General features: G+C 34.5%; 19 protein-coding genes. 12 read left to right on the top strand and 7 right to left on the bottom strand.

Annotated features, from left to right (window positions below; all coding sequences use genetic code 11):
- The 8 genes from LPC21_RS02295 to LPC21_RS02260 all read left to right on the top strand — a co-directional run bounded on the left by LPC21_RS02295 (position 1) and on the right by LPC21_RS02260 (position 11,460).
- Entirely contained in the window at positions 1–2,328 is a 2,328-nt protein-coding gene (locus tag LPC21_RS02295; protein WP_229317893.1) for a patatin-like phospholipase family protein, read from the top strand.
- Positions 2,329–2,736: 408 nt separating this feature from the next.
- Positions 2,737–3,507: a DUF3108 domain-containing protein gene (locus tag LPC21_RS02290; RefSeq protein WP_229317892.1), complete on the top strand. Its 771-nt coding sequence runs from the start codon at positions 2,737–2,739 to the stop codon at positions 3,505–3,507.
- The gene (locus LPC21_RS02285; RefSeq protein ID WP_229317891.1) at positions 3,507–4,439 is read left to right on the top strand and encodes a tryptophan 2,3-dioxygenase family protein; all 933 of its coding nucleotides are present in this window, start codon (positions 3,507–3,509) and stop codon (positions 4,437–4,439) included. The genes LPC21_RS02290 and LPC21_RS02285 overlap by 1 nt, the downstream gene beginning before the upstream one ends.
- Positions 4,440–4,451: 12 nt before the next feature.
- Complete coding sequence (locus tag LPC21_RS02280) at positions 4,452–5,681, top strand: M23 family metallopeptidase (protein WP_229317890.1); 1,230 nt, start codon at positions 4,452–4,454, stop codon at positions 5,679–5,681.
- Positions 5,682–5,788: 107 nt separating this feature from the next.
- Complete coding sequence (gene pgi / locus LPC21_RS02275) at positions 5,789–7,432, top strand: glucose-6-phosphate isomerase (RefSeq protein ID WP_229317889.1); 1,644 nt, start codon at positions 5,789–5,791, stop codon at positions 7,430–7,432.
- Positions 7,433–7,634: 202 nt separating this feature from the next.
- Positions 7,635–10,388, top strand: coding sequence for a TonB-dependent receptor (locus LPC21_RS02270; RefSeq protein ID WP_338030346.1), 2,754 nt, complete (start codon positions 7,635–7,637; stop codon positions 10,386–10,388).
- A gap of 104 nt (positions 10,389–10,492) precedes the next feature.
- Positions 10,493–10,915: a hypothetical protein gene (locus LPC21_RS02265; protein WP_229317887.1), complete on the top strand. Its 423-nt coding sequence runs from the start codon at positions 10,493–10,495 to the stop codon at positions 10,913–10,915.
- A gap of 62 nt (positions 10,916–10,977) precedes the next feature.
- Positions 10,978–11,460 (top strand): septal ring lytic transglycosylase RlpA family protein, encoded by a 483-nt coding sequence (locus LPC21_RS02260; protein WP_229317886.1) that lies wholly within the window; start codon positions 10,978–10,980, stop codon positions 11,458–11,460.
- Between the two features lies 1 nt (position 11,461).
- Here the strand turns inward: LPC21_RS02260 and LPC21_RS02255 are convergent, their stop codons facing one another.
- Positions 11,462–11,929: a CYTH domain-containing protein gene (locus tag LPC21_RS02255; protein WP_229318527.1), complete on the bottom strand. Its 468-nt coding sequence runs from the start codon at positions 11,927–11,929 to the stop codon at positions 11,462–11,464.
- Between the two features lie 67 nt (positions 11,930–11,996).
- On the opposite strand from LPC21_RS02255, the gene dinB reads away from it, so the two are divergent.
- Positions 11,997–13,079, top strand: a complete 1,083-nt coding sequence (dinB, locus tag LPC21_RS02250; RefSeq protein ID WP_229317885.1) for a DNA polymerase IV — start codon at positions 11,997–11,999, stop codon at positions 13,077–13,079.
- Positions 13,080–13,135: 56 nt separating this feature from the next.
- On the opposite strand, the gene LPC21_RS02245 is transcribed toward dinB, so the two are convergent.
- The 6 genes from LPC21_RS02245 to LPC21_RS02220 all read right to left on the bottom strand — a co-directional run bounded on the left by LPC21_RS02245 (position 13,136) and on the right by LPC21_RS02220 (position 18,479).
- Positions 13,136–13,897, bottom strand: coding sequence for a Bax inhibitor-1/YccA family protein (locus tag LPC21_RS02245; RefSeq protein WP_229317884.1), 762 nt, complete (start codon positions 13,895–13,897; stop codon positions 13,136–13,138).
- A 125-nt stretch (positions 13,898–14,022) separates the two neighbouring features.
- Positions 14,023–15,456 carry a pyruvate kinase gene (pyk, locus tag LPC21_RS02240; protein ID WP_229317883.1) on the bottom strand — a complete coding sequence of 478 codons (1,434 nt, stop codon included), beginning with the start codon at positions 15,454–15,456 and terminating at the stop codon, positions 14,023–14,025.
- A 5-nt stretch (positions 15,457–15,461) separates the two neighbouring features.
- Positions 15,462–15,947, bottom strand: coding sequence for an IPExxxVDY family protein (locus tag LPC21_RS02235; RefSeq protein ID WP_229317882.1), 486 nt, complete (start codon positions 15,945–15,947; stop codon positions 15,462–15,464).
- A gap of 113 nt (positions 15,948–16,060) precedes the next feature.
- Positions 16,061–16,801 carry a ribonuclease III gene (gene rnc / locus LPC21_RS02230; RefSeq protein WP_229317881.1) on the bottom strand — a complete coding sequence of 247 codons (741 nt, stop codon included), beginning with the start codon at positions 16,799–16,801 and terminating at the stop codon, positions 16,061–16,063.
- A gap of 9 nt (positions 16,802–16,810) precedes the next feature.
- Positions 16,811–18,064 (bottom strand): beta-ketoacyl-ACP synthase II, encoded by a 1,254-nt coding sequence (gene fabF, locus LPC21_RS02225; protein WP_229317880.1) that lies wholly within the window; start codon positions 18,062–18,064, stop codon positions 16,811–16,813.
- A 178-nt stretch (positions 18,065–18,242) separates the two neighbouring features.
- The gene (locus LPC21_RS02220; RefSeq protein WP_007137004.1) at positions 18,243–18,479 is read right to left on the bottom strand and encodes an acyl carrier protein; all 237 of its coding nucleotides are present in this window, start codon (positions 18,477–18,479) and stop codon (positions 18,243–18,245) included.
- A gap of 175 nt (positions 18,480–18,654) precedes the next feature.
- On the opposite strand from LPC21_RS02220, the gene purN reads away from it, so the two are divergent.
- From purN to LPC21_RS02205, 3 genes are all read left to right on the top strand, one after another.
- Complete coding sequence (purN, locus tag LPC21_RS02215; RefSeq protein ID WP_229317879.1) at positions 18,655–19,221, top strand: phosphoribosylglycinamide formyltransferase; 567 nt, start codon at positions 18,655–18,657, stop codon at positions 19,219–19,221.
- A 67-nt stretch (positions 19,222–19,288) separates the two neighbouring features.
- The gene (gene rnhA / locus LPC21_RS02210; protein ID WP_229317878.1) at positions 19,289–19,768 is read left to right on the top strand and encodes a ribonuclease HI; all 480 of its coding nucleotides are present in this window, start codon (positions 19,289–19,291) and stop codon (positions 19,766–19,768) included.
- Between the two features lie 106 nt (positions 19,769–19,874).
- Entirely contained in the window at positions 19,875–20,798 is a 924-nt protein-coding gene (locus LPC21_RS02205) for a PfkB family carbohydrate kinase (protein ID WP_229317877.1), read from the top strand.
- Positions 20,799–20,832: the final 34 nt, after the last annotated feature.

The following is a 20,832-nucleotide window of genomic DNA, read 5'->3' as shown; positions in this document are numbered from 1 at the left end:
ATGAGCCTATCCCAGCTTTCCGTTGCAAGTCCGCTGTCACAATTCTTTTTTTCTAAAGAGAAAAAAGGAGCTCCTGCTGTTGCTCTTTTTCCTCAAGAAAAAATAGCATTTACACCAGCGGCGCTTTTCACTTCCATCTGGGGCTTGCTTCTTGTGGGAGTATTCTTGTTCAGTTTTCAAAATAGTTTTGCTCAAGAGCAAAAACGTCCTAAAATAGGATTGGTGTTGAGTGGTGGAGGCGCCAAAGGATTTGCTCATATTGGAGTTTTAAAAGTAATTGAAGAAGCGGGAGTTAAAATTGATTATATCGGCGGAACGAGCATGGGAGCAGTTGTTGGCGGTTTGTATGCTTCGGGTTACAACGCCACTCAAATAGATTCTATTTTTCATAAAGTTAATTTTGACGAATTGCTTAATGATTATATACCGCGATCCGCGAAAAGTTTTTACGAAAAACGAAATGACGAAACCTATGCAATAACACTTCCATTTAGTAATTTCAAAGTGGGAATACCTCAAGCACTTTCCAAGGGCTTGTATAATTTTAATTTGTTGAGCCGACTGACACGACATGTGCGCCAGGTGAATGATTTTAACCAATTGCCTACCCCATTTTTATGTATTGGAACTAATATTGAGACTGGTCAACAGGTAGTGCTAAACAAAGGAAATTTGGCACAGGCTATGCTGGCAAGTGCTGCCTTTCCTACTTTATTTACCCCAATTGAAATTGACGGACAATTGCTTATTGACGGTGGAGTAGCCAATAATTTTCCCGTTGATGAAGTGAAAAATTTAGGAGCCGATTTGATTATTGGAGTCGATGTACAAGATGGGTTGTGGGACAAAGCTCAACTTAAAAATGCCACAAAAATATTGGTTCAAATTACCAATTTGCATTCCATTGAACAAATGAAAAATAAAATCAAAGGCACCGATATTTATATTACCCCCGATATTAAAAATTTTGGAGTATTATCCTTTGACAGAGGCAGAGAAATAATTCAAAGAGGAGAAGAAGCTGCTTTTGCAGCATATGAAAAAATTAAAATCCTTACGGATGACAACAACTATTTTAAGAAACCCAAATTGTCTGTATTGAAGGACAGCTTAAAATTGGCACAAATCAACACCACTAAATTGAGTAAATTTACTACTGATTATGTGTTTGGTAAATTAGGGTTTAAACCAAATACTCCCATCACCTATGGCCATTTGGAATCAGGAATTAACACCTTGCTTGCTACTGAAAATTTTCATTCCATAAGTTATTCCTTTAAAAATAACGAACGAGGAGAAGCTCTAGAACTTCAGTTATCAGAAAATCCTATTTACACCTATTTAAAACTAGGATTGCATTATGACGAATTATTTAAAAGTGCGATTTTAGTCAATATTACCCATAAAAACACCTTGTTTAAAAATGATTTGGCTTCGCTAGATATCATTTTGGGAGACAATTTCAGATACAATTTGGATTATTATGTAGACAACGGATTTAATTTTAGTTATGGATTTAAATCCCAATTGAGTCAGTTCAATAGAAACATCACACAAGAAATTACCAAATCGATTTTAGACACAGGAGTCAATCAAATTAATGTAGATTATTTAGATCTTTCTACACGAACTTATGTGCAAAAAGGGATTGCACAACGGTTTTTATTTGGTGCGGGAGTGGAATTAAAATATTTGCACATTTCGTCAAAAACAATTGCCAATCCGATTATAGATAAAAGCAGTTATTGGAGTGGTTTTGGGTATGTTAAATACGATTCTTTTGATAATAAATACTTTCCAAAAAAAGGATGGTCTTTCACTTCTGATTTTCAATCGTATTTATTTGCTTCTGATTATCACAATGATTTCAAGCCTTTTTCAATAGTAAAGGCCGAGTTTTCTAAAGCTTTTTCGTTGTCGAAAGCAATTACTTTTAAGTTTCAGGGAGATGTGGGATTGCCAATAGGTAATGATGGCATCCCATTTTTTAATTTTGTTCTTGGAGGCTATGGTTACAATAGTCTCAACAATTTTAAGCCGTTTTTCGGCTATGATTTTTTGAGCATTGCAGCTAATAGTTTTATCAAAGCTTCAGGGACAATTGATTTTGTTTTTTTAAATAAAAACCACCTGAATTTCTCTGCTAATTTTGCAAACTTGGAGCAAAATCTGTTCAAATCTAAAGATTGGATTTCATTACCCAACTATTCAGGTTATGCTTTGGGTTATGGTTTGGAAACCAGAATTGGCCCAATCGAAGTAAAATATTCATGGTCGCCAGAACTTACTAAAGGCTATACTTGGTTTGGTGTAGGATTTTGGTTTTAAATATAAAAAGACGCTTTTTGGAATTGTTTTTTTGTTAAAAAAAGGGTGTTTTTAACTTATTTTTTAGAATTATCACCAGAAAAACAAAGTTATTTATTAGAATAATCATTAAAAAAACCACTTATTTTTTTACATAATAAAAAAATAAGTGGTTTCGAATTTATAAATGACAAATCTTTTGTTAAAGTGAATTTTTACAATAATAATTCATCAAACATGCTTTAAATTTGTAGTACAAAAATGAAAGGGGTGGTTTCCTTTCAAATTTTGATATAAATTTCATAATTTATAGTTTTTTTGGTTAGTTAATAGCACAAAAACCCAGTCATTATTTGACTGGGTTTTTTTGTTTTAATACCTTTGGGCTTAATTAAGGATATTGTTTTGAAATAGCCTTTAAAAAGCACAATGAAAAAAATTCATCTATTCGTCATTCTGTTATTTTCCCTTTCGGTATTTGCTCAACAACAAACTGCTTTTGGAGTGGGTGAATGGTTTAAATTTAGAATCCACTACGGTTTTGTCAATGCTGGTTACGCCACATTAGAAGTAAAAGAAGCTACTATTAACTCAGAAAAGCTTTTTCATTTAATTGGCAAAGGGTATACTACTGGCTTGTCTCGATTATTTTTTAAAGTAGACGATCGATACGAAAGTTATATCGATAAAGATACTTTTGTTCCCAATCAATTTCTCAGAAAAATTAACGAAGGAGGATACACAAAAAACCAAGAAGGATTTTTTATGTGGTCGACCAACAAAATTTTGGTCAAAGATTATAAACACAATACCGAAAAGACCTTTTCTATTCCAAAAAACACGCAAGATATTTTATCTGCCTTTTATTATTTACGAAATTTTTCTAACATTGATAAAATTAAACCGGGAGAATCCGTAGCTATTGATTTATTTTTTGATGATGAAACGACCAAGTTTAAATTAAAGTTTATAGGTCGGGAAATTATTAAAACTAAATTTGGTACTATTGCGACTATGATTTTTAGACCATTGGTACAATCGGGAAGGGTTTTTAAAGAACAAGAAAGTGTAACTGTTTGGATTTCAGATGACGAAAATAAAATACCAATTCGCATTCAAGCTAGTCTTGCCGTCGGCTCGATAAAAGCAGATTTAGAGGCTTACAAAGGATTACAACACACATTCAAAGTAAAGTTATAATGACGAATACGACAAGAGACACTATATTAAATCAAATTGATTCCAAGTTTGAGGCAATTCACCAAAAAACCGATACTCAATTAGAAGGATTACTTTGGTCAAAGCCTATAACGTATTGGGATTATATTCAAACGGATAGTTTGTTGAGTTTGCAAACGCAACGAACCACACTTCCTGACGAAATGGTATTCATCATGTACCATCAAGTGAACGAATTGATTTTCAAAATGATTTTGTGGGAAATGCAACAAGTTTCGCATGCTGAAAAAATAACGACTCTTTTTTTTACAGAACGATTGCAACGAATTAGTCGTTATTTTGAAATGCTAACCACTTCCTTTGAAATCATGGAAAACGGAATGGAAGTGGATCAATACATGAAATTTAGAAATACGCTAACTCCTGCAAGTGGTTTTCAAAGCGCACAATACCGTTTGATAGAATTCTGTACAACAGATTTAATCAACCTTATCGATTACCGTTTTAGATCTTCTATAGATAGAACTACTTCCTACGAATTTGCTTTTGAACATTTGTATTGGCAAGCCGCTGGAAAAGATTATACTACTGGAAAAAAATCCTTCCTTTTAGAAGAATTTGAAAGAAAATATAAGAAAGTCTTCTTGACTCACATGGAAGAATACAATTCCATCAATATTTGGCAAAAGTTCAAACAACTTCCTGCTGAAGACCAAAAGAATCAAGAATTAATTGATGCTATGCGTCATTTGGATTATACCATAAACATCACTTGGGTAATGCAACATTTGAATGTTGCCATTAAGTACATTGATCAAAGCGGAATTGGAGATGGAGAAGCCACTGGAGGTAGCAATTGGAAAAAATACATGCATCCGAAATACCAAAGGCGTATATTTTTTCCAGAACTTTGGAGCGCTGAGGAACTAGCCAATTGGGGTGAAAATAAATAATTGAATTAACGGATGTTAAAAAGAACGTTGCCCTTTTTCATAATCGTAGTTGTCTTGCTCGCTTTTCTTTCTTGTTCTAAAAATCAAGAAAGTATTGACGAACTAGAAATGAAATCGACTCCTAAAAAAAGTGAGTTTGGCTTTGTGTATTCTGATTTTAATGTAGTGCATGACACTATAAAAAGCGGAGATACTTTTGGCAGCATCATCCAAAAACAGAATATTGGAGAAAAGGAAGTGTATGATATTATAGAAAAAGTCAAAGACACTTTTGATGTTCGTACAATTCGTTTCAACAAACCATATGTGTTACTTCGATCCAAACATAAAAAAAACAAACTACAAGTTTTTATTTACCAACCAGACGCGGTAAATTATTATGTAGTTGATCTTAGAGATACCGCAGTAGTGGCGTATAAAAAAACCAAACCGATCAAAATTAAACGAAGAACCATCGGTGGCGTGTTAAAGAGTTCTCTTTCGGAAACATTAGAAAGTGCTAAGGTAGAAGGATCACTGGCAAGCAAAATCACCAAGATATATGCTTGGTCCATTGACTTTTTTAAATTGAAAAAAGGCGATCGTTTTGCTTTGACTTTTACCGAAAGATACATCAACGATTCTATTTATGATGGTGTAGATAGTTTGGAGGCTGCATTTTTTGAATACAAAGGCAAGATTGTATATGCTTTCCCGTATGCGACTTCTTCATCTGGGAAAATAGAATATTATGACGATGAAGGAAAAACATTAAAGAACTTCTTTTTAAAAACACCTATTAAATTTAGCCGAATCACTTCGCGATACAGTTCGAATAGACTGCATCCTGTACAAGGAATCTGGAAAGCGCACAAAGGAACAGATTATGCAGCGCCTTATGGGACTCCTATCACTACTACTGCTGCAGGAATAGTAGAACAAACCGGATTTACAGCCGGCAACGGAAATTTTGTAAAAGTAAAACACAACGGAACCTATTCTACTCAGTACTTACATATGTCTAAAATTTTGGTGCGACGAGGACAACATGTCAACCAAGGTCAAATTATTGGCAGAGTAGGAAGTACAGGATTAGCTACAGGGCCACATGTATGCTATCGTTTTTGGAAAAATGGGGTTCAGGTGGATGCGCTCCGTTTAAAACTTCCAACAGGAGAATCAATGACAGGAAGCTCGAAACAACGATTCTTACAACAAATTGAACCTTTAAAAAGAGAGTTGGATAGCGTTGCTAATTTATAAAAACACTTTTTGATCTAAAATTGTGATAGGATTTGAGTACAACTTGTATTCAAACTAATTTCAGTATTTTTGCCCCGAAAATAAAAATAAAACCAACCAATTATACAATGGCTTTACAAACAATTAACCCTACCCAAACTGCTGCTTGGGCAAAATTGCAACAACATTATAATGCAATTGCATCGACATCTATGCAAGATTTATTTCAAGCAGATGCCTCCCGCGTTGAAAAATTCAATTTGAAATGGAATGATTTTCTTTTGGATTATTCTAAAAACAGAATCAATCAAGAAACGATCACATTGTTGCTTGACTTAGCCAATCAAGTAGGATTGAAAGAAGCGATTGCTTCTTATTTTGAGGGAGAATTAATCAATCAAACAGAAAATAGAGCAGTTCTTCATACCGCATTACGCGCTAAAGAATCGGCAGTAATTACCGTTGAAGGTCAAAACGTAATGCCGGAAGTGTATGCCGTAAAAAATAAAATTAAGGCGTTTACCAATGAAGTGGTTTCGGGTCACCGAACAGGATATACAGGAAAAACCTTTACCGACATTGTTAATATTGGTATTGGAGGGTCTGATTTAGGACCAGCCATGGCAGTTGAGGCTTTGCAGTTTTATAAAAATCATTTGAATGTTCATTTTGTTTCCAATGTAGATGGTGATCATGTCAATGAAATTATCAAAAAAATCAATCCAGAAACCACTTTATTTGTAATTGTTTCTAAAACCTTTACGACTCAAGAAACCTTGACTAATTCAGAAACCATTAAAGAATGGTTCTTGAAATCGGCCCAACAAGAAGATGTGGCGAAGCATTTTGTTGCTGTTTCAACTAATTTAGATAAAGTAACAGCGTTTGGAATTAATCCTGACAATGTTTTTCCAATGTGGGATTGGGTTGGGGGTCGTTTTTCTTTATGGAGTGCCGTAGGGCTATCTATAAGTTTGGCAATTGGATTTGATAATTATGATGCTTTGTTGGGCGGAGCCAATGAAATGGACGAGCATTTTAAGACTGCTGATTTTGACCAAAACATACCGGTAACTCTAGCCTTATTGAGTGTTTGGTATAATAATTTCTTTGGTGCCGAAAGTGAAGCTTTGATTCCCTATACCCAATATTTACAAAAACTAGCCCCTTATTTACAACAAGGCACCATGGAAAGTAATGGTAAAAGTGTGGGACGTGATGGAAGTCCGGTTAACTATCAAACAGGAACTATTATATGGGGAGAGCCAGGAACGAACTCGCAACACGCCTTTTTTCAATTGATTCACCAAGGAACCAAAATCATTCCAGCTGATTTCATTGGATTTGTTAAACCATTGTACGGCGATGACAATCATCATGACAAATTAATGTCTAACTTTTTTGCCCAAACAGAAGCTTTGTTACATGGAAAAACCGAAGCCCAAGTGCAAGCTGAATTTGACCAACAAGGATTATCAAAAGAAAAAGCAGCGGCTTTGTTGCCTTTTAAAGTATTTACTGGAAACAAACCTACCAATACTTTATTAATTCAAAAGTTAACTCCAAAATCCTTGGGTTCTTTGATCGCGATGTATGAACATAAGATATTTGTTCAAGGAGTAATTTGGAATATTTTTAGTTTTGATCAATGGGGAGTAGAATTAGGAAAACAATTGGCCAATTCAATTTTAGATGAAATCAATTCTAAAACAGTAAAAAACCATGACAGTTCTACTTCATTTTTATTGAATCATTTTTTAAAAAATAAATAACACAAGTAGTAAATAGTGTAAGGCGCCTTGATTTAAATCAAGGCGCTTTTTTTATACATTTAGCTCTCGCAACGTCTTGAAAAATCAAGAGTTGTTGAATAAAAACACAAAAAAGGTGAATTTTTTAACGTTGTATTAACGTATTGATATAAAAATGTTATAATTTTGCCAAAAATAAATTAACAAAACAACAATGAAAACAATGAAAAACTGGTTACTTACAGGATTAATGTTTTTAATAGTTTCTACTGCTTTTGCTCAAGGAAAAGTTACAGGAACTGTTACAGATGGTAAAGGTTCTTTACCTGGAGCAAATATTGTTATTAAAGGAACAAAAATTGCTGTTTCAACAGATTTTGATGGAAAATTCTCTATCAATACAACTGCTAATTCAGGAGAATTAGTAATTTCTTTTATTGGTTACAAACCAAAAACAGTAAAATTCAACGGTGCTGCTAATGTAGGAACTGTTGCTTTAGTTGCTGATGATAATCAATTACAAGAAATTGTAGTAAGAAGTTCAGTAGTGGACGTTGCTAAAGATAGAAAAACGCCAGTGGCAGTTTCTACTATTAAAGCAGCTGAAATTCAAGAAAAATTAGGATCTCAAGAATTTCCTGAAATTTTAGCGAATACACCTTCTGTATATGCTACTAAATCAGGTGGTGGTTTTGGAGATTCAAGAATTAACATTCGTGGTTTTGATCAAAAGAATGTTGCTGTATTGATTAACGGGGTTCCTGTTAATGATATGGAAAACAGTTCTGTATATTGGAGTAACTGGGCAGGTTTGTCTGATGTAACTTCAGCAATGCAAGTACAAAGAGGTTTAGGATCTTCTAAATTAGCTATTTCATCTGTAGGGGGAACTATTAACGTAGTAACTCGTTCAGCAGATATGAAAGAAGGCGGAAGCGTTTCAGTTGGTTTTGCCAATGACAACTACTTGAAAAAAGCATTTTCTTACTCAACAGGTGTAATGAAAAATGGATTGTCAACTTCTATTTTGTTAAGTCAAACATCAGGAGACGGATATATTGACGGTACTAAATTTGAAGGAGGAAACTACTTCATTGGAATTGGATATAAAATCAATCCTAAACATGATTTAGAGTTTACTATTACAGGTGCTCCACAGTGGCACAATCAAAGATCTACTGCTCCAACAATTGCGCAGTTTATTAAATATGGTACTAATGGAGAGCCAAACAGAAGATACAACAACGATTGGGGTATTTTAGAAGGTAAAGAGTACAACTTTAGAACTAACTATTACCATAAACCAATTGCTTCTATCAACTGGGATTATAAAATCAGCGACAAAACTAAGTTATCTACAGTAGTGTATGGTTCTTGGGGTCGTGGTGGAGGATCTAACGGTGCTGGAGCAATGAGAGGAAATAGATTTTTCTCTGATAACTTAAGATTTCCAAATGGTATCATCAATGTTGATTTGATCAAAGCATGGAACTCTGGACAAAGCGTTGTTATTCCTGGAACTGCAGGAACTTCTACAAGAACGTTAGTAAATGGAGCTTACCAAAACAGCTCATCTACATCAAATAATACTACAAACGGAATTACAAAAATTTCTTCTATCAACTCTCACAACTGGTATGGTGGTGTAGTTAACTTGAACACTAAATTATCTGAAAGATTTACTTTGGATTTTGGTATTGATGCAAGAACATATAGAGGGATTCACTATCAAAACATTGTTGATATGTTAGGTTCAACTAACTATGCAGATAATACAGACGTGAACAATGCAAACAGAGTATTAACTGGAACTTATGCTGCAAGACCAAACTTAAATCCTTTCTTTAATTTGGATTACCAAACAGCTAAAATCAACTACAACAATGATGGTTTAGTAAACTGGTATGGAGCCTTTACTCAATTAGAGTATTCTACTGAAAAACTAACAGCATTTTTCCAAGGGGCTGTTTCTAATCAAGGATTTAGAAGAGATGATTATTTCTTGTACTTAACTCCAAACCCATTATCATCTACAGACTACAAAAACTTGTTAGGTGGTAACGTAAAAGGAGGAGCTAACTATAACATCAATGATAACCATAATGTATTTGTAAATGCAGGGTATTATTCAAAACAACCTTTCTTTAATGCAGTATATCCAAATAACAAATCTTTAGTTAACGAAAACTTAACTAATGAAAAAGTATTAGGTTTAGAAGCTGGATACGGTTTCCGATCTGCAGTATTCAATGCTAATGTGAATGTATACCATACTACATGGAAAGACAGATACCAGAGAGCTAATGATGCAGATGTTGCTAACCCAGGAGGTTATTATGATTTTGCAGGAATTACTCAAGTACACTCAGGAGTAGAAGTAGACTTGAATGCTAAAGTAGGTGATAAATTAAAATTGAACGGAATGTTCTCATTAGGTAAATGGGTATATGAAGGCAATATCACTGGAAGAAGATTTGACGTAAATAACAACAATATTTCTGGTGGAACAACAACTACTTATTTCGTAGACGGAACAAGAGTTGGTGATGTTGCTCAAATGACAGCAAGTATTGGTGCAGCTTATGAATTAGCGCCACGCTTTAATGTTGATGCTAACTACAGATTATCTGATAAATTATTTGCAAGTTTAGATCCTACTAAACAAACTTCTGCAACAAACAAAGGAACATTAGAATTACCTTCTTATGGACTTGTTGATGCTGGAATTTCATACAGAGTATTGTTAGGAACTGACAAATCTAAATCATTGAATTTCAGATTAAACATCAATAACGTTTTTGACGAAGTATACATTGCAGAGTCAAGATCTAATATTTTCGCAAGTGATTTTGTTACAGGTACTTCTGGAGCAACGTATGCATCTGCAGGAAAAACCTTTAATGGTGTAGCTGATGCTAACCAAGTATTCTTCGGTTTTGGAAGAACTTGGAACTTAACATTACGTTATAATTTCTAAGTAAAGAAAGTTACTACATACAAACGGCAACTCCTACAAAAAGGAGTTGCCGTTTTTTTTGTACCAATTTTTTACTATATTTGAAATTCAATAAAATAAAAATTATGTACCATTTCATACAAAAATTTCATTCAGGTTGGGCGTATTTAGCTATTTTGGTTTTAGTTATAGCGGTGGTAAACTCTTTTATTGGGAAATCATCTCAGAAAGAATTTACTGCGAAAGACCGTAAAATTGCTTTGTTTGCTTTAATAGGAACTCATGTTCAATTGTTAGTTGGTTTAGTGTTGTATTTTTTATCTCCGCTAGGGTTCGCTGTTTTTGGACAAATGAAAAACGAAGCCTTCCGTTTAACTTCATTAGAACATCCTTTAGTTAATATCATAGCCATAGTATTAATAACTATTGGTTGGTCTAAACATAAAAAAGCAACCACTAGTGAAGCAAAATTCAAATCTATTGCCATTTTTTATGGTCTAGGATTGGTACTCATCTTAAGTAGAATTCCATGGAGTTTATGGTTCTAACAAACAAAGTCCTGAAAAGGGCTTTTTTTTACCCTGATTTCTTAAATTAAAAAACACCAAACATGAAAAAAGGTTTGATACTATTGTGTATTGTTTTTGTGGCGGGTTTGGTTTGGAGTCAAACACCAATACAGAGTAAACAAAAGCAATCTATAGCAAAAGATACAGTTAAAAAAAATAAAACTTCGCTTACAGACATTGTATTGGCAGCGGATACTATCCCATCAAAACCACTTCAGTTAAAAGCTTTTAAAAAGTCAGTTATTGCGTCTTATTATGCTGATAAATTTAATGGAAGACGCACTACTAGCGGAAAAAAATTCAGCAATAACGGCTATACTGCAGCGCATAAAAAATTAGCATTTGGAACCAAAGTTAAAGTAACTAACGAGGCTAACGGTAAATCAGTTATTGTCGAAATTACAGATAGAGGTCCTTTTGTTCGGTCGAAAGAGATTGACTTAACCAAACGCGCTTTTATGGATTTAGCTGATAATAAAAGAAGCGGAATGATGCGCGTTAAAATTGAAATTGTAGAAAACTAAATTACCAACTCGTGAAAGGATGTTGACTTAAATAGGAGTTGTAATAGCGTTCGTCATGACTAACTTCCTTTCCTAACCAAATTGGTTTTTCAAAAATTTCGTTTTCTGATTGTAGTTCTACTTCAGCTATAATTAGTCCTTCATTTTCTCCATGAAATTCGTCCACTTCAAACAGATGGTGCCCTAAAGGTATTTCATAGCGGGTTTTTTCTATCACTCCTTTTTCGCAAAGCGCTAACAATTCTTGTGCTTCAGTTGCTGAAATTTCTTTTTCCCATTCATAACGAGATAGTCCACTTTCATTTGATTTCCCTTTAATAGTCAAAAATCCTTTCTCACCTTTAATACGCACCCGTACGGCACGTTCTGGATTTGAATTCAAATAGCCTTGAGCAATATGGTTTTTGCGCAAAGCACAGCTTTTAAATGCATCTGAACTAACTAAAAACTTTCTTTCTATTTCAATCATTTCTATTTCGTTTCCTGATTTCAAAGTTAGTTGTTTTCTCCTAATCCTTTTTGTATAAATTTGTGCTATGCTCGAAATTAATTCCAATAGAAAAATCATTCACATCGACATGGATGCGTTTTATGCTTCTGTGGAACAAATGGACAATCCTGAATTACGAGGTAAACCAATTGCTGTAGGCGGTTCGGAAAACAGAGGAGTTGTTGCAGCAGCCAGTTATGAAGCTAGAAAATTTGGGGTACGAAGTGCAATTAGTGGCGTAATGGCCAAAAAAAATTGTCCAGATCTTATTTTTGTTCGACCTCGTTTTGATCGTTACAAAGAAATCTCAAAAAAGATTCATGCCATTTTTCATGATTATACTGATTTGGTTGAGCCACTTTCACTTGACGAAGCCTATTTAGATGTGACCCAAAATAAAAAAGGAAATCCAAGTGCGACGCTATTGGCAAAAGAAATAAGAACCCGGATTTTGAATGAAGTGGGTTTGACAGCTTCGGCAGGAATTTCAGTCAACAAATTTGTAGCCAAAATAGCCAGTGATTATAACAAACCCAACGGTCAAAAAACGGTTAATCCAGATGAGGTGCTTCCCTTTTTAGAAGAATTACCAATTCGAAAATTCTATGGGGTCGGCAAAGTGACTACTGAAAAGATGTACCAATTGGGAATATTTACCGGATTGGAATTAAAAAGTAAATCATTGGAATTTTTATCAACCCACTTTGGAAAATCAGGTGCCTTTTATTACCATGTTGTACGTGGCATTCACAATAGCGAAGTCAAACCCGATCGTATTACAAAATCAGTAGCAGCGGAGCATACTTTTGACACCAATTTATCTTCTGAAATTTTCATGTTGGAACAACTTGAAAAAATCGCAACTAGTTTAGAACGAAGGTTGAAAAAACAAAATATTGCCGGTAAAACAGTAACCTTAAAAATTAAATACAGCGATTTTTCGCAGCAAACGCGAAGTAAAACGGTTCCTTATTTTATTGCGGATAAAGGCTTGATTCTTGAAAATGTAAAAGAGCTATTGTATCAAGAGCGAATGAAAGATTCCGTTCGGTTACTTGGAATTTCATTGAGTAATTTAAATACCGAACAAAAGAAAACTGTGGTAGTACAATTGCAGTTTGCTTTTTAATAAAAAACCCCATCATGAAAACGTGATGGGGTTTAGTTTATCTTGAAGCGTTGAGTTTAGTCTCTGCTGTTTAATTTTGACAATAATCGCAAGAATTCCATATACAACCAAACTAGGGTAATCATCAATCCCATTGCGCCATACCATTCCATGTATTTTGGCATTTTTCTATTGGCACCATCTTCAATTTGGTCAAAGTCCAAGAATAAATTCATTGCAGCAATTACAATAACAAAAACACTGATTCCAATACTCATCATTGAATTTCCATGGTGTACAGGTGTAAAACTAGTAAACAAAGAAACCAACCACGAAATCAAATAATAAGTAGCAATAGCTAAAGTTGCGGCAATTACAATAGATTTAAATCTTTCGGTTACTTGAACGATTTTGAATTTATACAAGCCTAAACAAACGGCAAAAGTTACTAATGTAGCCCCAACAGCTTGAGTAACAATTCCTGGGAATTTTAATTCAAAAATGGCCGAAATACCCCCAATAAATAAACCTTCAAAAATGGCATAACCAGGCGCTAAATAACCGGATAGTTGTGGTTTGAAGCTAGCGATTACAACTAAGATAAGGCCCATAATAGCACCTCCAATCATTGGCACCATTGGACTTTGTCCGTTAGCTGCCATCCACCAAGTAATCATGGCTGCTGCAGTTAATAGTAAAAACAAAATTAAACTTTTATTCATCGTACCAGCAATAGTCATTGTTTGTTCGTGACCAATTATGGTTGCTTCATGAACCTCTTCTTTGGATGAAGTAAAGATTCTATTGTTTAAGAACGGGTTTTTAGAATTTGTACTCATAATATTTTTAGATTTAATGTATCAAAAGTAAATATATTTTGACAACTAAATGTTTAATTATTCATAAAATTTTGACAATAAAAAAGCCCTCTTGTAGAGGGCTTTTTATAGATATTAAATAAATATTATTCTATTTCAGAAACGCGTAAAGTATTTACCATTCCTTTATCAGTTATTGGCATTGCTGCTAAGTTGATTAAGAAATCTCCTTTTTCAACAAATCCTTTTTGTCTTGCAATTTCATTCACATCAGTTACTGTGTCATCTGTACTTACTGATTTAGCATAGTAAAAAGATTTAACTCCCCATAATAGGTTCAATTGTGTTAAGATTCTTTTATTGGATGTAAACACTAAAATATGAGCTGATGGTCTCCAAGATGAAATTTGGAATGCCGTATAGCCACTATTTGTTAAGGTACAAATTGCTTTTGCTTTGATTACGTTAGCCATTTGTGCTGCATGTTGACAGATTGTTTTAGTAATAAAACGATTCGTTCTAACTTGTGGGGTATTTTGAGGTACTTTGATTAGCGGAGAATCTTCTACTGCTTCAATGATTTGAGTCATTTTTTGGATAACTTGAACAGGATAATTACCTGCTGCAGTTTCTCCAGAAAGCATTACCGCATCGGCACCGTCCATAACCGAGTTGGCTACGTCATTAACCTCAGCACGTGTTGGAGTTAAACTTGTAATCATCGTTTCCATCATTTGCGTTGCCACAATTACTGGAATACGAGCTGTTTTAGCTCTAACAATTAATTCTTTTTGTACCAACGGTACTTCATGAGCTGGAAGTTCTACTCCTAAATCACCACGAGCTACCATTAAAGCATCACAATAAGCTACAATTTTGTCCATATTCTCTAATGCTTCTGGCATTTCGATTTTGGCAATAATTGGAATTTTAAATTCAGAATGCTCAGCAATTAATTCTTGAAGGTCTTGTAAATCTCTTGGTGTTTTCACGAATGAAAGGGCAATCCAATCAACTTGTTGACCAATAGCAAAAATGGCATCTGCAATATCTTTTTCAGTTAAAGCAGGAAGTGAAATTTTAGTATTTGGAAGGTTAACTCCTTTTTTAGACTTCAATTCACCACCTTGAATCACTTTAGCAACCACTTCGGTTTTCTTGTCAGTTGAAACAATTTCGAAAATTAATTTTCCATCATCTAACAAAATTCTTTCTCCTGGATTCACATCGTTTGGAAAGTTTTGGTACTTCATGAAAACTCTTTCTTTGGTTCCGATGATATCTTCAGCAGTAGTGAATGTAATTAAATCACCATCGTTCACCACTACACCTTCTTCCATAACTCCAACACGAAGTTTTGGACCTTGTAAATCAGCTAAAATACCTGTTGTGTAACCGTATTCTTCATTGATGCTTCGGATAGCGCTAATGCGTTCTTTAACATCATTATAATCAGCATGCGAAAAATTTATTCTAAACACATTAACTCCTGCCTCAATCATGTCTTTGATGATTTCTCTTGTACTACATGCAGGTCCAAGTGTGGCTACAATTTTTGTTTTTTTGTTTGTTTTAAGCATTTCTATTAAAAAATTAAATTGTTTTTAGATTTTATAGTTTCAGTCTCTACCACATAAACAGTTGAAAGACTTTTTATTGATTTTAGTTTTTTTACGATTCCTGCTATTTCAAGATCATCGTCACTTTCAATTTTTAAAAAATAATCCACTTTCTTCAGTTCGGGAAGTAAAAACACTTTGGTGGCCACTTCCTGACTACTATTAGAAAATAAATCTTGGTTTATTATCTCATTTTGCCCAATAACTTCATTCTTGTTTTGAATTAAATTCCAAGAGATAAAATTATCTTCATCATCAAAGTAAAATCTTGAAAATTGAGTTTCTCCTTGTTTGATACTAATCAGAATTTCTTCATTACTTTTACTCAAATTGACCGGAAGATGCTGATTGATAAAATACGCCAATCGATAATCTTCCAATGTGGTATGTATAGCAATTAAATGATAATCTATTTCGTCAAATTCGTCAAGATCTAATTTATGTATTGCCATTACATCGTAAAATGAGGTGTAAATATACTATTTCTAACGCAGGATGCCACTTGAATAGCTTGATGTTTTTGTTAAATTATCAACGAAAACGTTATAGATTGAAGAAAATCGTATTATTTTTTGTCTATTTTTTCTTGAAATGCAAAATAGGCCCTTTGTGACGCTTTTTCTTCTGCTTTCTTTTTGGAAGTAGCTCTGGCCTTGGCAATTACTTTGTCGTCTATACTTAGTTTAACACCAAAAAGCCGTTCGCCGTCAATACCATTATCTTCAAAAATGTCATAGTGAAATTGTCTTTTTTCTTTTTGACACCATTCAATCACTAAGCTTTTGTAACTAATAACTTTGCCCTCTAATCGAGTGATATCTACATAAGGAATGATGACTCTTTTTTGAATGAATTTTTCGCAATACTCATATCCTCTGTCCAAATAGATAGCACCCACTAAGGATTCAAAAATATTGCCGTGAATGTTATCGCCAAAGTGCTGAACAGGTACTTTACTTTCAACAAATTGAACTAGATTTAAATCTTTGCCCAATTCGTTCAAATGTTCTCTACTCACAATTTTGGAACGCATTTTGGTTAAATATCCCTCGTCACCTGTTGGTGCTTTATTGAAGAGGTGACCTGCAATTACCGCGCTTAGCATCGCATCACCAAGAAACTCTAATCGTTCGTAATTAAGTGGATTACCCACTTCGTCTAGAATGTTGGAGGAGCGATGGGTGAATGCTTTTTTATAAATATCAATATTTTTAGGGGCAAAACCAAGAATTTTTTCGATAGCACCAAAAAAAATCCCGTCTTCAAGAGAACGGGATTTTGAAAATATTTTTTTAATAATACGCATAGTACTATTTTAGATATCTAATTTTTTAACCAATACACAGGCATTGTGTCCACCAAAGCCAAAAGTATTACTCATCAATACTTTAACGTCTCTTTTTTGAGCTTTGTTAAAAGTGAAGTTTAATTTTGGATCGATGTTTTCATCGTCTGTGAAATGGTTGATGGTTGGAGGAATAATTCCGTATTTCAATGAAAGAATAGACGAAATAGTTTCAATTGCTCCAGCAGCTCCTAAAAGGTGGCCCGTCATCGATTTAGTTGAATTCAAGTTCATCGTGTAAGCGTGATCTCCAAAAACTTGTTCGATGGCTTTCGACTCTGCTAAATCTCCAAGAGGAGTTGAAGTTCCATGCATGTTAACTCCGTCAACATCTGTTGGTTGTAACCCAGCATCTCTTAAACAGTTTAACATTACATTTTTAGCTCCTAATCCTTCTGGATGTGGTGCCGTAATGTGATACGCATCAGCTGACATTCCGCCTCCGCCAATTTCACAATATATTTTGGCGCCACGTGCTTTAGCATGTTCGTATTCTTCTAAAATTAATGCTCCAGCGCCTTCTCCAAGTACAAATCCATCACGGTCTTTGTCCATTGGTCTTGAAGCTGTTTTCGGATCATCATTACGAGTTGAAAGTGCATGCATTGCATTAAAACCTCCCATTCCAGCAATGGTAACTGCTGCTTCAGATCCACCTGTTACCATGACATCAGCATGGCCCAAACGAATGTAATTGAAAGCATCAATAATTGCATTGGTCGAAGAGGCACAAGCTGAAACAGTTCCAAAGTTAGGTCCTCTCAAACCATATTTAATTGAAATGTGTCCACAAGCGATATCGCCAATCATTTTTGGTATAAAGAAGGGATTGAATTTTGGAGTTCCATCACCAGCGGCAAAATTCAACACTTCGATTTGAAATGTTTCCAATCCGCCAATTCCAGATCCCCAAATAACTCCTGCGCGATCCTTGTCTAATTTTTCTAAATCAAAATTAGCATCATTCATTGCTTCTGTTGAAGAAACTACCGCATATTGCGCATAGCGGTCCATTTTACGAGCTTCTTTTCTCTCTATGAAATCCTCAACATTAAAATTTTTCAATTCGCAAGCAAATTGCGTTTTGAATTTTGAAGCATCAAAATAAGTGATAGGAGCAGCGCCGCTAACACCGTTGATTAGTCCGTTCCAATATTCTTGAATGTTATTTCCAATAGGAGTCAATGCTCCTAAACCTGTAACAACTACGCGACGTAATTCCATAGCTTCTGTATTTTTATCTTTAAACAAACAAAACCCACGATTTCTTTTTTGTATTAGTATTACAAAAGAGCTGTGGGTGCTGAATTATATATGTTTTTTTGATTGAAAGTCAATCTCGAATTTAAATTTATGAAAAATAATAACACCCGAGTACAATAAAGTATCGGGTGTTTGAGTATTATTTTTTAGCTTCCTCGATGTAAGAGATTGCTTGACCTACTGTAGCAATGTTTTCTGCTTGATCGTCTGGAATTTGAATATCAAATTCTTTTTCGAATTCCATGATAAGCTCTACAGTGTCTAAGGAGTCAGCTCCTAAATCGTTAGTGAAGCTTGCTTCTGTTACAACTTCGTTTTCGTCAACACCTAATTTGTCTACGATAATCGCTTTTACTCTTGATGCAATGTCTGACATAATCTTTAATTTTAAAATTTAATTTGTTGGCAAAAATAAAAAACTTTATTTTAAAACAACTATTTAGTTAATAAATGTGCGAACGAAAATATAAAATTTATTTTAACAAAGGTTTACGAATGCTATTTTTTTCCGTTTTTTATCCCTTTTTTTGCATACTAAATAGGTTGAAAACATGATTAAAATTGTAATTTTTGCTTCTGGTTCGGGTACAAATGCGGAAAACATCATCCGTTATTTTCAAGCAACCAAATCTGCTTCAGTGGAAGCGGTATTTACTAATAAAGCGGATGCTCAAGTAATACAACGCGCCGAAAAATACCAAGTTCCTTCTCTGTTTTTTACCAAAAACGATTTAGAAACAGGAAAAGTACTACAAGAAATTAATGCTATTCAACCTGATTTAATTGTCTTAGCTGGATTTTTATTAAAATTTCCAGAATCCATTGTAGCAGAGTATCCCAACAAAATAATTAATATTCATCCAGCATTATTACCTAAATACGGAGGAAAAGGCATGTACGGCATGCACGTACACCGCGCTGTAGTAGAAAATAAAGAATCCAAAACAGGAATCACCATTCATTATGTGAATGAAAATTACGACGAAGGAAACATTATTTTTCAAAAAGAGGTCACTGTTTTAATTAGCGATACTCCAGAAGTAGTGGCGGCTAAAATTCACGAATTGGAACAAGACCATTTTCCGGCAGTTATTGAAAAATTGATAATTAAAGGATAGTTCATAGCAATCTGAATCCTATTCAATGAATAAACTTATAAACCCATAACCTAATATACCCTTACTAATGTCCCACCAAGTCCATATTTATACTGACGGCGCTGCTAAAGGCAATCCCGGCCCAGGGGGTTATGGCGTGGTGATGGAATGGGTGGGCCAACCGTACAGAAAAGAATTCTTTGAAGGTTTCCGTCATACGACAAATAACAGAATGGAATTGTTAGCCGTTATTGTAGGATTGGAGAAACTTAAAAATCCCAATACGAAAGTACTCGTGGTTTCGGATTCTAAATATGTAGTCGATTCGGTTGAGAAAAAATGGGTTTTTGGCTGGGAGAAAAAAGGATTCGTAGGTAAAAAAAACCCTGACTTATGGAAACGATTTTTATTGATTTATAAAAAACATCAAGTCGATTTTAAATGGATCAAAGGGCATAATAACCATCCTCAAAACGAGCGATGCGATGAATTAGCAGTAATGGCGTCAACTCAACAACAACTTTCGGTGGATGAATTTTACGAAAAAGAAGACGAAAAGTTGTTGTAATTCCACTTTTTAAAGATTGTGAAATTCTCTTCATTTTGCCACTTTGAACCTTTGCAACTCTAAAACTTATAAACTATCTTTGCCCCTTAATTTCGAAACTAAAATAATGAACAAATTATTGATTGTTGGAACGGTGGCTTTCGACGCGATTGAAACTCCGTTTGGTAAAACAGATAAAATTTTAGGTGGAGCAGGAACTTATATTGGGCTTTCAGCTTCTTTTTTCAATTTACAATCGGCTATTGTTTCTGTAGTTGGAGACGATTTCCCACAAGAATATTTGGATTTATTGACGGCTCGAAATATTGACATTTCAGGTCTTGAAATCGTTAAAGGCGGTAAAACGTTTTTTTGGAGTGGTTTGTACCACAACGATTTGAACTCCAGAGATACATTGGCTACCGAACTCAATGTGTTGGCCGATTTCCAACCTAAAGTTCCTCAAAATTTCAAAGATGCCGATGTAGTAATGCTAGGCAATTTACATCCTTTGGTACAAAGCAGTGTTTTGGATCAAATGGAAGTAAAACCAAAATTAGTCGTTTTAGACACCATGAACTTTTGGATGGACTGCGCATTGCCTGAATTATTAGAGGTAATGAAACGTATCGATGTAATTACAATTAATGATGAAGAAGCGAGACAATTGTCAGGCGAATATTCATTAGTAAAAGCAGCGGCTAAAATCCATACCATGGGCCCTAAATATGTGGTCATCAAAAAAGGAGAACACGGCGCCTTATTATTTCACAACGAAGAAGTGTTTTTTGCACCAGCATTACCTTTAGAAGAAGTATTTGATCCAACAGGAGCGGGAGATACTTTTGCAGGTGGATTCACAGGATTTATTACGCAAAGCGAAAACGTATCGTTTGACAATATGAAAAATGCCGTAATCTACGGATCTAATTTAGCTTCGTTCTGTGTGGAGAAATTTGGAACAGAAAGAATGCTTGCCTTGGACAAAAAAGAAGTAGTGTCTAGATTGCAACAATTCAAATCATTGACACAATTTGATATCGAATTATAATGACTCATGCCTCGAAATTTTCGGGGCATTTTTT

Origin of the sequence: Flavobacterium ammoniigenes (genome assembly GCF_020886055.1) — a bacterium.
GTDB classification, from domain to species: Bacteria; Bacteroidota; Bacteroidia; order Flavobacteriales; family Flavobacteriaceae; genus Flavobacterium; species Flavobacterium ammoniigenes.
The sequence above is the reverse complement of the archived record's forward strand: the minus strand, read 5'-3'. Positions and strand labels throughout refer to the sequence as shown.